The organism is Pedobacter rhizosphaerae (assembly GCF_900111155.1).
GTDB lineage: Bacteria > Bacteroidota > Bacteroidia > Sphingobacteriales > Sphingobacteriaceae > Pedobacter > Pedobacter rhizosphaerae.
On sequence record NZ_FOGG01000018.1, the window covers coordinates 19,017 to 36,743 of the forward strand.

Below are 17,727 nucleotides of genomic sequence, written 5' to 3' on the forward strand. Positions count from 1 at the left end.
CCTTTTCAACCTGTTCTGAAAATATAACAAACCAGAAGTTTTTGTAAAATAAGACCTACAATTCATCTTGTAAACCAAGTATTTACAAATGATATTGAACTTTACAAAGCATCTCTTCGCGTCACAAAAGGAGGCCGAAATGCTGCTTTCTCCTAAAATCTATCTTCTTGCAAAACCTTTCTGCCTGCTCAGGGGTTTATTTCCGGATAGCTAATCGGGACATTATGGTGCAGCAGGCTTACCTGCTTTTATCGTCCCTTAGAATTCAGCCGCAACTAATTTTAAACGTTATTTTTCATCAGGATTTGGAAACTACACGTACCATAACAGCTCCCAGGAGATTTTTACCCAACATTCTCCTTATCCTCTCCCTTAGCGTACTGCTTTGTGCTGAAGGCTATTTCGGTTTTAAACTCCATGCACTCTCCGAGCAGCAGGAACGTATTAAGCATGATTATTCGGACATTAACAACATCACCTACGGTCTATTTTCCGTTCAGCAGTGGAAGGATAATGTAGCCGATATTGTTCGCCATCAGGTACGTGGGCTGAAAATGACCAAAAAGCAAAAAAAGATTCTTCAAACTGAAGTTGAACAAGTATTGTTAGCATTGATTGATAAGGCTGAGGCTTTGGTGAATAAGCCGAAGAAGACCATAAGTGGTAAGATTCAGAAATTTGCGATCAAAAACTTTGTCAACTCAGACAGCATCCGCGCACAGGTGCCAACCTTTGCCAAGAAGATCATGGCCGAGATTGATAACCCCAAAAATAAAAAGCAGCTGGGAAAAATGGCCCTGGGCGAGTTCAATGAGCTGGCCAAAGAAGAAAGTCTGGATACCGCATTCCGCGCAAAAAGCACCGAACTGAAGCAGATGTACACCAGGTACCAGGTAACATCAACACCAGATCTCAATAAAAAGCTTTCGGGTACCCTCAGCAGCATCAAAAAGCAAACTTATGCTTATTCTTTCGCCATGTTGGGCTGCGTGGTAATTGTACTCGGCTTTTGGTGGGTATTGCGTAAGCGCAGAGATCTGCACACCGCGCTTTTTATCATGTCGTTGTTATTCGCCTTTATTTTGCTCGCTGTGGGGCTCACCGCCTCCATGATAGAAGTAGATGCCCGCATCCGCTCACTCGATTTTGTGTTACTGGGCGAGCATGTAGTTTTTAATGATCAGGTTTTGTTCTTTCAAAGCAAGAGCATTATGGATGTGGTAAGGGTACTCCTGTCACAGTCGGGAATTGATTCTGTGTTGGTTGGCGTACTCATTTTAGCTTTCAGTATTCTTTTCCCTGTAGTGAAACTCAGCTCCACTGGCATCCACCTTTTAGGCGGTAAACGCTGGGCAGAAAACAGGCTGGTAAAATACTTTGCTTTTCAGTCGGGTAAATGGAGCATGGCCGATGTGATTGTAATTGCCATACTCATGGCCTATATCGGACTTAACGGATTACTGGAAGGCCAACTTCAGGCACTGAACATCAACAATGATTCGCTCACGATACTCACTACCAACAACACGGCGCTTCAACCGGGCTATATTATATTCATCGCCTTTGTACTCTATGGTTTGATCCTTTCTACGATCTTAAAATCGATTACACCGCACGATACGCATTAGTCTCTGATACGGTGACATCCAATCTCTAAAGAACATGACAACTCACGAAACTCCAGATATTCAACTCAGATTCAAACCTGCATCAATGGCACTTATTGCAGGTCTTTCCATTCTCTTGTTGGCGGCAGGCTACTGCGGCTACCAATTTCGCGAGCTTTCTTATGAACAGAAGCGAATTAAGGAAGACTACAGCCTTTCTAACAACATTACCTTTGGTATATTTTCTGTCGACCGTTGGGGAGACAAGATTTCTGCTGTAGTAGACCGCAGGGTAAAGGGCTTTAAACTAACAGGAAGCCAAAAAGCAGACATGCAGGAAACCGTTGAAAAACAGCTGCACGGCATGGTTGATAAAGCTGTTGCCGAGGTAACCAAACCACAAAAAGGCCTGGGTGCTAAACTCAAAAAGCTGGCTTTTAATACGTTTGTTGACGTGAAGGAGATCCACGCTCAGGTTCCTTCCTTTGCCCGCACAATTGTAACGAAGGTAACCAGTCCCAGAACCTTAAAACGCCTAAAGACCATTGCAACCAGTAAGGTAGAAGAACTGGAGGCTCAAACCTACGACAATACCGGAAGAACCATTACCTCTGTAGAGCGTGCCATTTACCGCAAGTATAAGGTTGATAATGCCGCAGCTTTTGAAAAAACCATTGGCTCCAGAATAGACAGCATTAAAAGTGCCAGCAACCTTTACGCCTTGATCATGATAGGCTGTGTGATAGTTGCGATAGTATTATGGGCGCTTATGCGCAGGAAAGTGCAGATTCAAGGCACCTTCTTTATCTTCTCCCTGCTTTTCGCCACTTTACTGCTTGCAGTAGGAATTTCATCTCCGATTATTGAGGTAGATGCCCGCATTAGCGCCTTGCACTTTGCACTTCTGGGAGAGAAGTTAGCCTTTACCAACCAGGTACTTTTTTTCCAGAGCAAAAGTATCCTCGGTATTATTGGCACCCTGATAGAACAGCCCAAACCGGATGCTGTATTGGTTGGCGTATTGCTGCTACTGTTTGTCGTTATCCTGCCTCTCCTTCGCCTGATTGCCCGGGGGCTCCATGTATCTTGCAGTCATCTTTTCGGCAATCCGAAAGTGATCAGATTTCTTGCTTTTGATTTAGGCAAATGGGATATGGCTGATGTGATGGTAGTGGGTATAGCCATGACCTACATCGGGCTAAACGGAATTTTAAAGAGCCAGCTTTCAGGGCTTAACATTAAAAATGATACCCTTCAGGTAATCACCTCTAATCACTCTACCCTACAGCTAGGCTTTTTCATATTCACAGCTTATGTTGCCTATAATATTATTCTTACCTCCATTCTCAAAAGAATCGATGAACAAAACGGACCTTGTTAAATCGTCTAGGTAAAGGTGTATTTAATGGAAAGTGCTTTGAGCAAAATGAATTACAAAACCTAAAACAGGACGCATTAATTAACCAAATTAAATTTGGCGCGCACCCAAAAGCCGTTAGATGCTTGAGTTATAATATATATAAAACACTTATTATCAAACATAAATATTAACCATATACATTATTTAATTATTAATGAAACGATAATAAACTTATATATAGCTATTTAAAAATGAAAACCAACAATATTTAACTAAATAAAAAATATAAGTGTATTGGATATATTTATTGATAGTGAATTGAATATGAAAAGTTGTAATTAAACCACCTAAGGCACCTAAGAATTATAGATTCATCTTACATCATCAACCACCTAAGGCACCTAAGAAATGATAAACTTACACCAAGCAGCAAAGACAGAAAGAGGTTTATAGCTCCATGCCCAGTCCATCTTACATCAAACCATCTTACATCAAACCATCTTACATCATCAACCACCTAAGGCACCTAAGAAATAATCACCTTACCATGAAACAGAAATAACACAAAGAGCTTTATTCTCCCTGCCCAGTCCATCTTCCATCAAAACATCTTACATCATCAACCACCTAAGGCACCTAAGGAATGATAAATTACCACCAAGCAGAAATGACACAAAGAGGTTTTTAGCTCCATGCCCAGTCCATCTTACATCAAACCATCTTACATCATCAACCGCCTAAGGCACCTAAGAAATAATCACCTTACCACCAAGCAGAAATGACACAAAGAGCTTTTAGGCTCCCTGCCCAGTCCATCTTCCATCAAACCATCTTACATCATTTACCTAACATCTCTCTATTCCTGAAAATTATTACCATTTAACACAGGATTCACGAAGCCCTGCAAATCTATATTCCCGCCTAGAACAACATTATTATTGAATATGGCATTTAGCGGTTTTGCACCAAAGGCAGTGATGGCATTAACGGGTATTCCATTTGCATTTCTATTGTTATTTGCCTCCACATTCAGATTTTCAATTTTCGCTTTGTCCGTTCTAATCACGAGGCCAAAATCTACCCCCCTACCCTCAGCGGCAGACTTGGAAAAGCGAATGGTATCTCCTTTGAGCTGAAGCAATTGATTCACCGTTCCGGGTGCATGTTTGGTATAGGTAAAAATAGCGAACCGATCTTCTGTATTAGGCACTGAAAACTGGTAAGTATTATTTTCCAGCTCCAGGAGATAATTCTCTGCTCCCGATTCAACGGAGATACCTTTCACGGTATTATCTGTAAGTTGATTTTTAACAATTCTGGCATTCGATTCGTAATCTCCAAAAATATGAATGCCTATTTTCGAGTCTGAAATCTTGTTATTTTCAATTTTTGAAACCGGCAAATTCGCCTCTGGTACAGCAAATGTATAGTTAAGAATAATCCCCGTTGAATTGGGATTTGAAGAGATATCATTACCACTTACAACCACACCATAATTCCCCCTAACCTCTATGGCGTAAAGTTTTGAGGCAGTTATCGTATTCTTCACAACAGCTGTAATTACCCCTACAGCAGATAGCGCTATACCATCCTCAGCCTGTTTAGGATCACTCCCGGTTTCGGAAATATGATTGTCCTGAATGAGTGTACCCAGGGTATTCCCCCAATCCTCAATACCCATCCTGCCCGCATTGGAGATCGTATTTTTCAATACCTTACAGCCCACAATTCTATCGGACGGATGATTACCAGTTGCCGTAAGCGCATTGCCGTATGATTTGATTAGGGTATTAGAGTCGACCAGAGTCGAATCTGCCCCATTCTCTGCATACCTTACACCTAAGGTGTTAATATTATTCTGCCTGATCACATTGTTTCTGGAGCTTGTTCCAGAAACCCATACGGCCTCCATTCCTAGTTTTCCATAGGGTAAATTGAAATCGAACTGACATTGCCGAACCTCAAAACCCTGTGTATTTTGAATATATACACAGGCGTTGTTCCATTCCTGAAAATGAAAAGGGCTTTCAGATGGCGAAAAAGTAATATTTCTGATCAGTGAATGATCGGCATTTTCAGCATAAAAGTAACGGCCATTGTTGAGCAGGGTGCCCACCATGCTATTGCCCCCTTTGATTATAGTTCCCTTTTGTCCAAATAGTTTGGTATTGGCTTTCAGATTAATGGTTTTATTGATGATATACGTACCTGCCTGTAAAAACACCTGGGAAGAGTCATTCAAAAGCTTCTGGAGCCCTTCAGTATCGTCTGTTAGGCCATCCCCCTTCAGGTTATAGGCATAGAAAGGGTGATTTAAAATTTCATCATCATTCAGCGACACCGATTCGGAAACTGAAGAGCGTTTGGTGCAGGAGAGCAAGGCTAATATAGAATACGCGATAAAAAATAGCTTAATCATATGCTTAAGGATTATAGGTAAAATGTATTTGACTAATTATTCAAAAGATGAATTCTTTAGGGAGCGCTTTAAAACTAAGCGGTAAAAAAAAACGTATAGGGTGTCTGGTAAGAATAAAAAGGGCTTCAGCCGCAGCTAACAAATAAACGGTCAAATATAGAACTAAAACATAACTAACTGACTACAAAATAGTTAAATAAAATCAAATATGCATATATTTTATAATCACGATTCCAGACTGCCATTTTTGATCCATACTTTGGTTCTTTTTTGTTCAGCGATTTTATTTTCCTGTTCGAGCACGAAAAATACCGTGTACTTCAATAACCAGCAGGATGCTGTGTTAAAGGCCAGCAACTTATCTTCTAAAAATGTTATTCAACCCAACGACATTTTAAGTATTGCGGTAACCAGTTTAAACCCTGCGGCTACAGAGATATTCAACAAGCCCAACAACTCTTATGTGAGCACAAGTAGTGTAACCGGGGCCAATCTGCAATCGCCTGGTTACCTGGTAAGTAACGAGGGTAATATTCAATTCCCCGTACTGGGTACGCTGAAAATTACCGGATTAACTACGAATGAACTCCGCGAAAAAATCACAGCAGAACTGTTGAGCAAGAAGCTCCTTGTAGACCCCATTGTTATTGTGAGGCAGTTAAACTTCAAAGTTTCGGTTCTGGGCGAAGTGGGAAGGCCATCGGTAGTAAACGTACCAAGCGAGAAAATATCCTTATTGGAGGCGCTGGGATTGGCAGGAGACATTACCATTTATGGAAAAAAAGATAACGTCATGATTATCAGAGAAGAAAATGGGCAGAAAACGATAAAGCGGATAAATCTGAATTCGAGTGAAATCTTCACATCCGACTATTATTACCTTAAATCGAATGATATCGTTTATGTAGAAGCCAATAAAGCTAAGGTAGCCAGTTCAACCAGAAGTTCGACACTCATCCCCATTATACTGAGTGCTTTGTCTTTCGGAGCCATTATTATAGATCGTATTGCGAGGTAAATTATGAACATCATAAGAAAGAATACACAACCGAAAGATCCCGGCGAGGCCGGTGGCCATGTTATTTTCAGGCTACTTCCCTACTGGCCTATGTTTTTGGGATTGCTTGTTCTGGCGGTAGCAGGAAGCATCATTTATTTAAAAATAACACCAGCGGTGTATGAAGCAACGGCGAAAATTTTAATCAATGAGCATGAAGGCGATGCAACAGAAAAATCAACCGATCCCATGGCATCCACGCTCAGCCCTAAGCAAACCGTCGAGAATGAACAGGAAGTGATGATATCAAATCCCATCCTTTACAAGGTTGTTGAAGATCTGGGACTCTATGTTTCCATTTTCCAGCAAAAAGGATTGTCAGATATCCTCTGTTATAAAAACGCACCGCTTAAAATCATAGCGCAGCAGCCAAACAGTCTTAGCCCTGTAGATAAAACCAGGTTCAGGATTCAAAGCGGGAAAGTGATCATTGCAGGTAAGACATATCCCTTCGATAGCTGGTTGAAGATGTCATATGGAACCATTATGTTCAGGCTAAATCCGGGTTATAAAGCATTGGCGGATGATAATTTCCATTTCTCCATAACCACTCCTAAAAAAGTGGTATCATCTATAGCAAAAAACCTCAAAGTATCAGAAGCGAATAAGTTATCTACGATCCTGAAGGTATCTCTTCAAGACCAGGATCAACGAAGAGCAGAAGACATACTGAATGAGATATTAGAGGTATACAGTTCTTCAACTATCGAAAAACACAATTTACTGGCCGCTAACACACAAGCTTTTATCGATAAAAGATTAATTGCTGTAGAACGGGAATTACTGGATATTGAGCACAAACTTCAAGACTACCGCTCAGAAAGGGGGGCAATTGATGTGGGCACCCAGGGAAAATTATACCTTGAAAATGTGAGTATAAATGATCAGAAGGTTGGTGAGATCAATATGCAGCTATCGGTCCTTAATCAGGTAGAGAATTATGTCAGATCAAAAGATCTTAGTGGTGGAATTGTACCCTCAACTGCCGGAATAAGCGATGCGGGCTTATCTCAAATGGTTAAAGACATTTATGAGCTACAATTAACAGCCGAAAGCCTCCGCAAAACCACCGGAGAAAACAATCCCATGGTGGTTTCTTATATCGATCAGATCAATAAAATTAAGCCTCAGATACTACAGAACCTTAGGAATCAGCGAAATAGTTTAGCGGCAAGCAGAAATAACCTGCAACGCACCACCAATACCTACTCATCGGTTTTACAATCCATGCCCGAAACTGAAAGAAATTTAGTGGGCATTACCCGTCAACAGCAGATAAAAAGCGGCATTTATACTCTGCTGTTGCGAAAAAAAGAAGAAACCGCATTATCATATATCACCAATGGCTCGGATAGTAAGATAATTAGCCGGGCCGAATCCACTGAATTTCCTGTGAGTCCAAAGCGAAAAATGGTGCTACTGGCCTCCATGTTGGCTGCCGGAATTTTAGGCTTTGCATTTGTTTTTGTTAAGGAAGGCATGCGCAGAAACGTGATGTTCCAAAGCGAGATCAAGTCGCTAACGGCCTTACCGGTTATTGCAGAAATAAGTGCCGACAGATCCAAAAACCACATCGTAATCGGTCCGCAGAGAAGAACGCTTATTGCCGAACAGTTTCGTAGCCTAAGAACAACTTTGCATTTTTTAGGCGTTGACGGAAAAAATAAAAGGGTAATGGTAACCTCGGCCATTTCAGGAGAAGGAAAAAGTTTTGTCGCCTCCAATCTGGCTGTAATTTTAGCCATGACTGGCAAGAGGGTGGCCTTACTCGACTTTGATCTAAACCACCCAACCATCCACCACAAGTTCAACATCAAACAAACCATCGGCATTTCTGAATATTTAGAAGGCAAGGTATCCGAAGCAGATATTATTCAACCTTCCCAGGTTAATCAAAATCTATCGGTGTTGTTAACGGGTAAGCTACCCGCCGATCCGGCAGAATTGATCTTGAATGGGAAAGCTGCAGAACTATTAAATTACCTGGATAACCACTTTGACTTTATCATCATTGATGTACCTCCTGTAGGACCGGTTTCTGATGCTTACACCTTAGCCCCATTGTGCGATGCTACCTTATTCGTAGTTCGACATGCCTATACCCCAAAAGTGTTTGTACAGCGGATAGACGAAAATATCAGGTTAAACAACCTTCCAAATCCAGCAATAGTGTTCAATGCCGTGGCTCAAAGAGGTTTTGGCAAAAACACTTATGGTTATGGCTATGGTTCCGGAATGGTTTACGGAGGATCGTATGATCAAAAATTAATTGACTAATAAATTATTAATGGATAGAAACATACTTAAGTGGAATTTTATTTTTCAGTACGGATATGTGATCACAAATATATTTAACGCCCTAATTCTATTACCACTCTATCTTAATAAAATAGAGGTATCCACTTTAGGACTATGGCTGGCTACTGGAAATATCCTTGCCTGGATGACCTTGGCAGATCCTGGCGTGGGCGATGTGCTGCAACAAAAAATAGCCCATTTGAGAGGCCAGAATGAACCCGGGGAGATCAGTTTAATCATAGGATCCGGATTGGCTACATCAGTTTTCATTCTGTTTCTTTCCATGCTGGTTGGTTTTATCTTCTTCTCTCTTATTGGTACGATTATAAACAAAGACATTGCTCAATACCAAGGATTGCAGGCGGCATTGTTAATTTCAATCGGAGCAACGGCCCTATCCCTGGTATCATTCAGTTTATCGGGTATCAACCAGGGGCTCCAAAACGCTGCACAGGTTGCAATAGGCACATTATCGGGAAATTTCGTTTTTCTTATTACCAATATTGTTTTATTATTTCTGGGTTATGGAGTTATTTCCATTGCTGTTGCAAACCTGTGCCGTGCACTATACATTAACATTTACAGCTTTTCTGCGCTCAAAAAGCAATTGCGAACCGATGGCTTAAAAATCATTTACCAAACAGCGCATCTTAAAAAATTCATCCGGATATTTTCATTAACCTCCTTTTCCCGAATTATAGGAGGATTTTCGGCAAGCCTGGATATGATCATATTGGCACGCTTCCTCGCCCCATCCATGATTACCATCTTTGAAATTAATAAACGGCCCATTCAAATGACGCAATCCTTAATCGGCAGGCATTCTGTTGCGCTAATGCCGCTGATTTCTCATGCGCATGGAAAAGGGAATACAAGAGAAATCAAAACACTGATTTACAAACAGTTTAAATATTACTCCTATGCCGCAATTTTTGTGGGATTCTGCTTTTTAACCAACTACCAAAATTTAATTACGATATGGACCAGTGCTGGTAATTATGCAGGCAACACGGTTATTTACCTTTTATTATCCTCTTTCTTCTTTACGCTGATTGGATATTTTATGTCTAACATGAGCTATGCGCTTGGTGATATTAAAATGAATAGCTTCATTACCATCATAAAAGGGATTCTCTCGGGGCTGCTGCTATATTTTGCCACCAAACATTTTGGCCTGACTGGCCTGCTGGTAGTAATGCTTACCGTAAGCATTGGAATTGATTGCCTCATTTTCAGTTATCGCTTACACAAGTTGGGCTTTTTAAACGCTGAATTTGTACTGGCGATCCTCAAGAAATGGCTGATTATTATTCCTGCTGCTGCCTGCATTTCCTGGATACTATTTTACAGCTTTAATTTACTGGTTCCTAAAGAAATGAAGGTGATTAACCTTTTAATAAATGGCTTAAGCTTTTCAGTTCTGTTTGTTGGTTTATTATTAGCTGCCGACAAAGATCTTAAAATGATACTCCGGACCAGATTTTCGAATATTTTTTCGAGAGCAGTCCAAAAAGAACAGGCACTTTCAAATAAAAATTAAGGATATGGCAAAACTCGTAATTATGCTGCGCGTAAAAGATGGAATTTTATTCGCTGAAGAATGGCTAAGATGCTTCGAAAAATTGGCAGATGAAATTGTTGTACTGGATAATGGATCCACTGATGGAACGTACGAAACACTAAAGAAACATCCTAAGGTTGTAAATATTATACAAACCGAGGGCTATAATGAAGGACGTGATAAAAACCTGCTTTACGAACAGGTGCGTTTAAGAAAGCCAGACTGGTGCCTTTGGATCGATATTGATGAAATATTTGAACCACAGCTCACACGCGCTCACTTTGACAGATTAATGAAAAGCAGATTTATCAATAAGTATGCGTTTCGAAGATTTCATTTTATGGATCGGGAGCATTTTGCGGGCTCCTGGTATCGCTTAAACTACTCTGCAGGCCATGACAGGATAATGTGGAGGGAAAACCCATCAGGTTATTTCCAGAATCTGGTTATCGACTCTCCCAATGTGAAAGGCATTAGCGGAATAAAACGCAATACAAATTTCAGGTTAAAACATCTTGGCTACATCAATAAGGAACTGGTTGATAAAAAGGCCGAAATCTATCGCGCAATAGTGCCGGAAAAGGAAGATATTTTGCAGAGCATGTACTTAAGGGGAGAACGCCCCATTAAGTGGGATGACAACCGCAAAAGCATGAAAACAATTTTCCTTAACCAGTTGCTCAATGTCCTTCAAATTACGCACATCGTTCCAAAAGTCATTAGAAGAGTCAAAATGATATGGTAATGGATTATCTGATCAGAATAACTAAATATGAATTTACCGTAAAGGAAATCGGCTTGCTTTTCTTTACGTTTTTCCTCATGGAAAATACTTTTTCATGGCTGGTTATGCCCAATTCGAACATTATCCTGATGTACGAGAAATTACTGAGCCTGGTCATTTATGCATTCCTGATTTTTAAATTCAAAGACCTGCAAAGAAACGAAATGGTGTATATCGGATTAATGAGCTTCGTAGTGATCAAGCTCATATTCGAATCTATGCTGGATTACGGAAATGTATTTCAGCAACTTACCTTGTTTACCATACTATTTCCCGTTGCCTACACCATTTTCGTCAAATACATCTGCAGAACATTCAACTTTGAAATACTGGAGTTGCTGGCACAATTTTACCTCCTTCTTTATGTGGTTTTTATGCTCTGTTATGGTGCCGGCTTTTCTTTTAGCCTGGAACAGGTTAACATGGACGATTACGGCCCCTTTTCTGGCGATAGCAGAATCATACACGCCCGCTCCATTTTCATGATGATTATTCCATTAATCTGGTATTTCGATCAGTTTTTAAGACATGGTAAACTATGGAGCTTTATCCTCTTCTTATTTTGCGTAACGATAATTATAATCCATCAGCATAGATCGGTTTGGGCCAGTAGTATTTTTTCCATGGGTCTCTACTTTTTTATGGTCTTGAGGAATAACCTGGTTCCGATTTCCAGATTGGTCAGGACTATTTTCAGCGGATTGCTGCTCATCAGTTTATCCGTATTTATTATTGCTCAGGCTTTCCCTGAAATGTTGAACTTTTTTTCCGATCGATTTAGTGAAATACTAGACCCACTGAAAGAGAACGGAACCGGAAAATTCAGGGCTGACCAGCGCGATGTTTATTTCCCCATGGTTTTAGAACGCCCTTTTTTCGGCTGGACCTTTGAAGGCTTCGATATGAAAAACCCATTGGTAGATTGGTGGCCGGAAAAAACAGGACAGCATTTTCATGAAGGCTTTATGGAAATGCTTTTTTACCATGGATTTTTCGGGTTAATATTAAAATATGCCTACCTGATATACCTGGCCTTTAAAGCCTGGAGCAAAAATCTCGATCAGAAGTCGATTATCTTAATCGCTTTCTCTTTATCTGGTTTACTATTTTCTCTGAATTACGTTCTGCCGCTCATATACTGGGGAGTCGTTGGTTTATGCCTGTTTTATCTGGAGCGAAAACCTACTAACGATGATGAAGAATCTTTTAGAAAGCCCGAACACATAGTGATAATGCCGAAAAATGTACCTGATAACCTGAACTGATTGATATGGATTATATATGCACATGGATTTGTACCGATGCTGTAGGTGAAGAAAGCATCTATCCCCAAACAGGTGAAAAATCATCTGGCGTTAAGCATCAGAATATCTACTGGAGGTGCATCCTGCTATTCTTTGCAACCAGTAAACGGTTTAATAAAACCCAAAAACACCTGCTTTTTAGCAATACCAGACAAATGCCGGTTTTAGATGGAAAAAGCGTGGAGAAAAGCCTCGCAGAGCTGGATGTAGAGGTAATATTTACAGATTTCAAGTATAAAACACCAAAAGGGTATTTTAACCTGTTTCAGAATCAGTTTTATGAATTTTCCATTCTGGAATACATAGTCGAAAACAATCCAAACCTGCAAGATCATTACCTCATTTTAGATTCGGATTGCATTTTTACGCGATCCGTAGATGCGCTTTTTAAGCATGCTGCTCTCAAAGGATTTGCTTCATTTGAAGACGATTGCACCACCGACCTGGTTATTCATGGCCTAAGCAGAAAAGACATGAAGCTGCTCTATGAAGAGCTTTTAAATAAAAAGCTACATGTCATTCCTGGCTATCACCTTGGCGAGTTCTTTCTGGCCAGCGTAAAAAACATCAGGATAATTTTAGCCGATTTTAAAGAAATATGGGTAGAACTCCTGGCCCGCCACCAGAAAAACCTACCTAAGTTTAACGAAGAGGCCCAAACCTTAAGCTTTATCTATTTTAAGAATAACTTTCAGGCGATAAAAAACAAAACCTACCTCAAAAGGATCTGGACCAATCCGGTATTTTACAGAAATGTGGAAGCCACAGATATCAATGTTGCCATCTGGCATCTTCCGGGAGAAAAAACCTATGGTCTTTTAACCCTTTACCATCATTTAGTGGTTAACTCAGCTCATTATGGCTTGAATATTCCACCTGAAATCTATTTTCAGAAGGTTAAGGCACTTTTGGGGATCCCATACCTGCCGCCATTAGGTTATGCCAGATATTATGTATCCAGCTATTACCGTGCAATAAAGAAAAGGGTAAAAAAAGTATTAATTAACTAAATGTCAGATGGAAATAGCAGTACTTATAACGGTTTTCAATAGAAAGGAAAAAACACTGTCTTGCTTAAAGAGTCTTTTTAACCAAAAATTGGATAAAAAGATCACATTCAAGGTTTTTCTTACTGATGATAATTCATCGGATGGTACCGCTGAAGCAGTAAAGCATACCTATCCAGAGGTTAATATTTTCAAGGGAAATGGCAACTTATTTTGGGCAGGTGGTATGCGAAATTCCTGGACAATGGCCTTAAATAGCAATCCTGACTATTACTTTTTACTCAATGACGATACTTTTTTAAAGGAAAACTGCATCAGCAGTTTATTGAAATATTATTCCACCAATACCACCGTGCCAGCCATAACAATAGGGAGTACATGGGACAGTTTTAAAAATGAAATTTCCTATGGGGGGCACAAACTATACCACCCTAAAAAAGTACCCTGTTATAACCTTTTTAGCGAGACGGAATTCTTAGCCTGTGATATGGCGAATGCCAATATCATGCTGGTGCCGAAGGAAATTGTACAAAAAATCGGGATCCTGTCATCAGCTTACACGCACAGCATTGCCGATTTTGATTACACCTTAAGGGCCAAAAAGGCCGGTTTTAAAATTATGGTAGCACCTGGAATACTTGGTCTTTGCGTAGACGACCATCCTGATCTGCAATCACTTGCAAAGAAAAGCCTGAAACAACGGATTGCCCATTTAAAAAGCCCTAAGGGATTGGCTTACCAGGAATACATGGCTTTCATTGGTCAGCATTTCCCGAGCCACAGGCCCGCAGCATTTGTTAAAATATGGACCAAAACACTTTTCCCTACCATCTGGCACAAACTTAAGCGATGAAAACTATGAATAATTCAATCATAATAGGTGTATTTTGCTACAATAGAGCAAGTAAACTCAAACGGTGCATGGAAGCGCTATTAACCAATCCTGAATGTTCAGAAATGGACATCATCTTTTTTAGCGACGGGCCGAAAAAGGGAGCGGATCCAAAACCGGTTGCTGAAGTAAGAGACTACATTGATGGTTTAAAAGGCTTCAAATCGGTTACCAAACACTACCGGGAAGAAAATTTAAGTACTGGCCCAAATTTCAGGGCGGGTTTAACTTATTTAAGCAATCATTACGAACGTTTTATCATTGTTGAGGACGACCTGATCGTAAGCTCGAATTACATTAAGTTTCTATCCGATGCCCTCGAATTTTATCAGCATGATTTGTCTGTCTTCTGTGTTACAGCCTATGTTTTTCCTGTTAATTATCAAGACTACCCTTATGATACGATTGTTTACAAACGATTTTGTTCCTATGGCTGGGCGGGATGGGGCAATCGGCTACCTGCAGTTATCTGGGAAGAAACAGCATTAAAGCAACTGATGAAAAATTCTCCAAACTTTAAAAGTCGTTTAAATGCAGAAGGGCACGATCTGGTTCGGATGCTCAAAAAGCAAATCAAAGGAAAAATCTCTACCTGGGACATTCAAATGCAGGTTCACGTGGCAGAGAACAGGTTAAAGGTGATTTACCCAACGCTTTCCAAGGTGAGTAATATCGGGTTTGATGAAGAATCTACCAATACATCTGGTGTAAATTATCTGATTTCCCCGCTTGATCCAGGGAATCAGAGAACATTTAATTTTTCTCCCGCTTCCAACATTATCCCCGATTTACAGCGGCAAATTAAAGCGCCATACGCTTATAAAACATTGGTAATCAGAAAACTCAGGAACGAATTCATTAAATTGAGCAATAGAATCGCAAAGGTATCCAAATGAAAATTTTATTCATCCATACCATTTATAAACTTGCTGGTGGAGAAGATATTGTCGTCAAAAATGAAATAGACCTCCTTCGAAGTGCTGGTTATGAAGTAGCGCTGTTACAATTTGATAACAGCAGCTTTAGCCTACTCAAAGTGGTATTGATGCCTTTTAATTTTTTCTCCTATGTAAAAACGAAAAGTGCTATAAAAAGCTTTAAACCAGATATTGTACACATCCACAATATGCATTTTGCCGCCTCACCTGCCGTAATATATTGTGCGTATAGGTATAAAATTCCCATAGTAATGACCTTGCACAACTACAGGTTACTTTGCCCCTCTGGAACTTTGTATGACGGAAACAAAATATTCCTCGACTCGCTTAAGTCAGGATTTCCCTGGCCAGCAGTACGAAAGGGTGTTTACAGAAAGTCCAGGCTCCTCACCTTCTGGCTGGCTTTGTCAAACAATCTCCACAAAAGATTGGGATGTTTTAAAAAGGTGAATGCCTTTATTACGCTCGGGGCGCATTCGCGTGATTTATTTGTAGACTCGCATTTTGCTGATCTTAACAACAGATTTATCGTAAAACCCAACTTCATCCCGGACACTACAGATTCATTGAGCATTGAAAGCAAAGCATATTTCCTGTTTGTAGGCAGGCTCAGTGTAGAAAAAGGTTTGCACACCTTACTCAAAGCCTTTTCAAACAGTAAGCTCCATTTAAAAATTGTTGGAGCAGGCCCCTTAGAGGCTTTGGCTAAACAGGCCAGTGAAAACCATGCGAATATTGAGTTTTTGGGGCAACAGCCAAAAGCTAAAGTTAACGAACTTATGGATCATGCAGAGGCACTTATATTCCCCTCACAATGGTATGAAACTTTTGGAATGGTCATGATAGAGGCCTTCTCCAGGTCAACGCCCATTATTGCATCGGGTTTGGGCAATATCACTGACATAGTAACAAATGAAAAAAATGGTTTAATATTCCAGCCCGGAGATGGTAAAGATCTCTTGGCAAAGGTAAACTTCTATAATAATCTTTCCACAGAAGTTAAAAGTAGGTTCAGGGAGGAATCCAGGGCAACCTATGAAAATAATTATACCCCTGCCGCCAATCTGCTGAAGCTAAATGCTATTTATGAAGGTGTGATCAATACGCATTCTCATCCCCTTTGATCATTCTCTGAACAGTAAGCCAGATAATTTTTAAATCTAACCAGGTATTCCAGTTTTCAATATACCAGATATCATATTCTACACGTTTTTTTAATTGAACATCATTTTTTATTTCTCCACGTAAACCATTAATCTGTGCCCATCCGGTAACTCCGGGTTTAGATAAAAGGCGAATCAAGTATCTGTTTTCCAGGCTGGCAAAGGTAATGTCATGTTGTAACATATGTGGCCTGGCCCCAACAACAGACATATTCCCGATTAAAACATTAAAAAACTGTGGCAGTTCATCCAGATTAGTTTTCCGAAGAAAGCTTCCTACTCTTGTTAGGCGGCTATCCCCTTGTTTTACCTGGCGTTCGGCATCAGCAGGTGTTTGGCCATGCGTGAGGGTGCGCAATTTGATACAGGAAAAAACCTTGTTGTTCTTCCCTCCCCTTTGCTGTTTAAAAAAGACAGGTCCTTCCGAATCTATTTTGATAATCACGGCGAGAATAGGCAACAACCAGGATAAAATAAATAAGATTACAATGGTACTGATGATAATATCCAAAAACCTCTTCTTAAATTGAGCAGTAGTAAAATTCATGGGCTCGGGCCGAAGCGAAAGAACCGGAATTTCGTCAACAAAATCTAGATGCGCCTTCCGGTTCAAAAATTTGTAAATATCGGGTACAAACCTAAATCTGATAAACTGTTTTTCTGCATTTTCGGCAAGTTCATAAAGATATGGCGATTCTTCAGGTGATAAGGTACAGTAAATTTCAGCAATCTGGTTTTCCTTTGCAAAGGATAAGCTTTTATCAATCCTACCCAGATAATGCAAATTGGTACTTCCTTCAGTAAGTTCAATATCGTCAAAACAGCCTAAGAACCTGAAATTTCCTTGAGAAGAAGCGAATGTATTGATTAGCGCATTTGCCGTTTCATTATAACCGATAATAATAATCTTCTGAAAAAACTTACTGTTTGATCTGGTATAAAGTACATAACTAATGAGTATTAACCTGGACACCAAGAGGACGATACCAAATCCAACTACAATCCTGGCCATCAGAAAAGTGCCGTTTGCGAAATCGGACAGACCAATAAAAATAGAAATCAGCAGCGCAAAAATAATATAGGATATGGTGGTTCGCCGGGCCAGATTGCGCAGGTTAATCTCTCTATAAATTACATAGGCGGCCAAAATATAGGAGCTCAACAACCAAATAATATTGGATGTAAGGTTGAGTATTAATACATCCTTTAAGTCATCTTCCTGATCCTGCTCGAACAGGACGAAAGGCAGGAGAAACAGAACGTTGAGTGCGATAAGATCCATTATGATGAAGAAAATCCTATTGATATTGGTGTATCTTTGTACCATAATACGAGTT

Annotated in this window: 13 protein-coding genes; 11 read left to right on the plus strand and 2 right to left on the minus strand. The window is 40.1% G+C overall.

Features of this window, described 5'->3' with window-relative positions:
* Positions 1-167 precede the first annotated feature (167 nt).
* Together BMX11_RS14830 and BMX11_RS14835 are read left to right on the plus strand one after the other, a co-directional pair.
* Positions 168-1,628, plus strand: coding sequence for a paraquat-inducible protein A (locus BMX11_RS14830; RefSeq protein ID WP_245738677.1), 1,461 nt, complete (start codon positions 168-170; stop codon positions 1,626-1,628).
* A gap of 34 nt (positions 1,629-1,662) precedes the next feature.
* Positions 1,663-2,988, plus strand: a complete 1,326-nt coding sequence (locus BMX11_RS14835) for a paraquat-inducible protein A (RefSeq protein ID WP_090885614.1) — start codon at positions 1,663-1,665, stop codon at positions 2,986-2,988.
* Between the two features lie 835 nt (positions 2,989-3,823).
* On the opposite strand, the gene BMX11_RS14840 is transcribed toward BMX11_RS14835, so the two are convergent.
* Complete coding sequence (locus BMX11_RS14840; RefSeq protein ID WP_090885616.1) at positions 3,824-5,386, minus strand: right-handed parallel beta-helix repeat-containing protein; 1,563 nt, start codon at positions 5,384-5,386, stop codon at positions 3,824-3,826.
* A 208-nt stretch (positions 5,387-5,594) separates the two neighbouring features.
* Here BMX11_RS14840 and BMX11_RS14845 point away from each other — a divergent pair, with 208 nt between their 5' ends.
* From BMX11_RS14845 to BMX11_RS14885, 9 genes are read left to right on the plus strand one after another with little or no spacing between them, the layout of a single operon-like run.
* Entirely contained in the window at positions 5,595-6,404 is an 810-nt protein-coding gene (locus BMX11_RS14845) for a polysaccharide biosynthesis/export family protein (RefSeq protein ID WP_090885618.1), read from the plus strand.
* 3 nt (positions 6,405-6,407) lie between these two features.
* Positions 6,408-8,720 carry a GumC family protein gene (locus tag BMX11_RS14850; RefSeq protein WP_090885620.1) on the plus strand — a complete coding sequence of 771 codons (2,313 nt, stop codon included), beginning with the start codon at positions 6,408-6,410 and terminating at the stop codon, positions 8,718-8,720.
* A 10-nt stretch (positions 8,721-8,730) separates the two neighbouring features.
* Positions 8,731-10,281, plus strand: a complete 1,551-nt coding sequence (locus BMX11_RS14855; protein WP_090885621.1) for a lipopolysaccharide biosynthesis protein — start codon at positions 8,731-8,733, stop codon at positions 10,279-10,281.
* A 4-nt stretch (positions 10,282-10,285) separates the two neighbouring features.
* Positions 10,286-11,047 (plus strand): glycosyltransferase family 2 protein, encoded by a 762-nt coding sequence (locus tag BMX11_RS14860; protein WP_090885623.1) that lies wholly within the window; start codon positions 10,286-10,288, stop codon positions 11,045-11,047.
* Positions 11,047-12,351 (plus strand): O-antigen ligase family protein, encoded by a 1,305-nt coding sequence (locus BMX11_RS14865; protein ID WP_245738678.1) that lies wholly within the window; start codon positions 11,047-11,049, stop codon positions 12,349-12,351. Before BMX11_RS14860 ends, BMX11_RS14865 begins: the two co-directional genes overlap by 1 nt.
* A gap of 5 nt (positions 12,352-12,356) precedes the next feature.
* Entirely contained in the window at positions 12,357-13,400 is a 1,044-nt protein-coding gene (locus BMX11_RS14870) for a hypothetical protein (protein WP_090885626.1), read from the plus strand.
* A 7-nt stretch (positions 13,401-13,407) separates the two neighbouring features.
* The gene (locus BMX11_RS14875; RefSeq protein ID WP_090885628.1) at positions 13,408-14,250 is read left to right on the plus strand and encodes a glycosyltransferase family 2 protein; all 843 of its coding nucleotides are present in this window, start codon (positions 13,408-13,410) and stop codon (positions 14,248-14,250) included.
* Between the two features lie 5 nt (positions 14,251-14,255).
* Positions 14,256-15,185, plus strand: a complete 930-nt coding sequence (locus tag BMX11_RS14880) for a glycosyltransferase (protein ID WP_245738679.1) — start codon at positions 14,256-14,258, stop codon at positions 15,183-15,185.
* Positions 15,182-16,351, plus strand: coding sequence for a glycosyltransferase family 4 protein (locus BMX11_RS14885; RefSeq protein ID WP_090885632.1), 1,170 nt, complete (start codon positions 15,182-15,184; stop codon positions 16,349-16,351). Before BMX11_RS14880 ends, BMX11_RS14885 begins: the two co-directional genes overlap by 4 nt.
* On the opposite strand, the gene BMX11_RS14890 is transcribed toward BMX11_RS14885, so the two are convergent.
* Positions 16,326-17,717, minus strand: a complete 1,392-nt coding sequence (locus BMX11_RS14890) for an exopolysaccharide biosynthesis polyprenyl glycosylphosphotransferase (protein ID WP_090885634.1) — start codon at positions 17,715-17,717, stop codon at positions 16,326-16,328. The genes BMX11_RS14885 and BMX11_RS14890 overlap by 26 nt on opposite strands.
* Positions 17,718-17,727 lie beyond the last annotated feature (10 nt).

Excerpts from the sequence above, each read along its gene's own strand:
- BMX11_RS14865 (WP_245738678.1), top strand. The coding sequence starts at position 11,047 with ATGGATTATCTGATCAGAATAACTAAATATGAATTTACCGTAAAGGAA.
- BMX11_RS14870 (WP_090885626.1), top strand. The coding sequence starts at position 12,357 with ATGGATTATATATGCACATGGATTTGTACCGATGCTGTAGGTGAAGAA.
- BMX11_RS14855 (WP_090885621.1), top strand. The coding sequence starts at position 8,731 with ATGGATAGAAACATACTTAAGTGGAATTTTATTTTTCAGTACGGATAT.
- BMX11_RS14875 (WP_090885628.1), top strand. The coding sequence starts at position 13,408 with ATGGAAATAGCAGTACTTATAACGGTTTTCAATAGAAAGGAAAAAACA.
- BMX11_RS14835 (WP_090885614.1), top strand. The coding sequence starts at position 1,663 with ATGACAACTCACGAAACTCCAGATATTCAACTCAGATTCAAACCTGCA.
- BMX11_RS14840 (WP_090885616.1), bottom strand. The coding sequence starts at position 5,386 with ATGATTAAGCTATTTTTTATCGCGTATTCTATATTAGCCTTGCTCTCC.
- BMX11_RS14850 (WP_090885620.1), top strand. The coding sequence starts at position 6,408 with ATGAACATCATAAGAAAGAATACACAACCGAAAGATCCCGGCGAGGCC.
- BMX11_RS14860 (WP_090885623.1), top strand. The coding sequence starts at position 10,286 with ATGGCAAAACTCGTAATTATGCTGCGCGTAAAAGATGGAATTTTATTC.
- BMX11_RS14880 (WP_245738679.1), top strand. The coding sequence starts at position 14,256 with ATGAATAATTCAATCATAATAGGTGTATTTTGCTACAATAGAGCAAGT.
- BMX11_RS14890 (WP_090885634.1), bottom strand. The coding sequence starts at position 17,717 with ATGGTACAAAGATACACCAATATCAATAGGATTTTCTTCATCATAATG.
- BMX11_RS14885 (WP_090885632.1), top strand. The coding sequence starts at position 15,182 with ATGAAAATTTTATTCATCCATACCATTTATAAACTTGCTGGTGGAGAA.
- BMX11_RS14845 (WP_090885618.1), top strand. The coding sequence starts at position 5,595 with ATGCATATATTTTATAATCACGATTCCAGACTGCCATTTTTGATCCAT.